The organism is Streptomyces chlorus (assembly GCF_042655885.1).
Classification (GTDB): Bacteria; Actinomycetota; Actinomycetes; order Streptomycetales; family Streptomycetaceae; genus Streptomyces; species Streptomyces chlorus.
In genome coordinates this window covers 1-1575 of sequence record NZ_JBHSOA010000155.1, presented here as the reverse complement: position 1 = coordinate 1575, position 1575 = coordinate 1, and the positions used below count along the sequence as shown (strand labels likewise).

General features: G+C 68.3%; 1 protein-coding gene. It reads right to left on the bottom strand.

Translation table 11 applies throughout. The features are described 5' to 3' along the window. Window positions 1–1575 (bottom strand): ISAzo13 family transposase (locus ACFPZI_RS37080; RefSeq protein WP_381371568.1); only part of this gene is annotated, 1575 nt, incomplete at both ends.

Genomic DNA, 1575 nt, shown 5'->3' with positions numbered 1-1575 from the left:
CGACTCTGGCTTGAAGGCTTGTCAGGTCGGCCGGTGGGGTGACAGCCGGCGAGATGGTGATGCTCTGGGCCTCAAGCAGTCGTCTGATCTTCAGCAGGGTGCGGTGCATGGCGGTGCGGCTGCTGCCGAAGAGCACGGCGAGAGGTTCCGCGGCCAAGTTGATGCGCAGGTGGAGCACGGTGGCCAGGACCTGGTTGTCGAAGGCGAGCCGGGGCGGGCGACCACGCCGGGTGTCTCCTTCCGGAGCCAGGGTCTTGATGAGGTGTTGCAACTGGTGTGGGGCCAGGCCGGTCAGTGCGGGATCGGACAGCAGTACCGGATCCCACTGCGGCGCCAGTGGTCGGCCGCTTCGGGCTGCTGGGATGGCCGGGGTCGGCTGGGGATGCAGGGCATAGTTCCAGTCGCCGTGGAAGGCGTGACGGGTCAGCGGCAGGGCCGCCATCTCCGCGTCGCCGACACCGACGCCGGTGGGGTAGGTGTTGGTGTCCAGCTCGGCCCTCACCCGCAGTCCGGTGCGGGTGGTGGTCGCGGCAATCGACTCGAGGATGACTTCGTGGCTGGTCAGTGGGCGGCCGCGCCAGTTCATCGTGATGTGGGAGAAGAGCCGGTGTTCGATCTTGTTCCACTTCGACGTGCCCGGAGGCAGGTGACAGACCGTGATGACCAGGTCGGTCTCGGCGGCCAGGCGGGCGAGGTGGAGTTTCCAGGCCCGCGTGCGATAGCCGTTGGAGCCACCTGCGTCAGCGGTGATCAGCAGCCGGGAAGCCTGCGGGTAGTCGGCCCGGCCCTGACCGAGCCACCAGCGGCGGATTGATTCCACCGCGAACGCGGCAGTGTCGTGGTCGGTGCCGACGTTGACCCAGCCGGTGTTCGCCGCCAGGTCGTAGATTCCGTAAGGGATGGCCTTGCCCAGTTGCGGGTCGGCGAAGTCGTGGACGTGCACCAGCACCGGTTCCTCGGCCGGCCGCCAGGAACGGCCCGGGTTCTTGAAGGCGCCGACGAGTTCCTTTTTCTTGGCGTCGACGCTGATCACCGGCTGTCCGGTGTCCCGGTGGTCGCGTGCTTGCTCGTTGAGGTAACGGAACTGGGCGTCCCGGTCCACATGTTGACTGCCCTCGAGCGTCTTGGCATTGGCCTGCAGGCTGAACCCCTCTCCCCTCAACAAGCAGGCGACGGTGTCCGCGCCGACCCGGTGCCCCTGCCGGGTCAGCTCGGCCGCCAGCGTGCGGGTCGACTTGGTCGTCCACCGCAACGGCGACATCGGATCCCCACGCTCGTCCGGCTCGACCAGACCCAACAGGGCACTTCGCAGCCCGGGATCGAGGTCCGCGACGCGTTTGCGTCCGCCGCCCGGCCGCCGCACCCGCCCCGACAGGGACTCGCCCGCCTCCAGGTCGGACACCCCCTTGCGGACCGTCGTCTCGCTCATCCCGGCTGCCCGGGCCACGGCCCGCACACCGCCATGTCCCAGCCCTTGGGCCTCGGCGGCCATCAGCAGTCGCCGCTGCCGCTCGTCCAGATGCGGAAACAACACCGCGAACTTCACGGCAAGTTGATCAAAAATCTCGTTCGGGA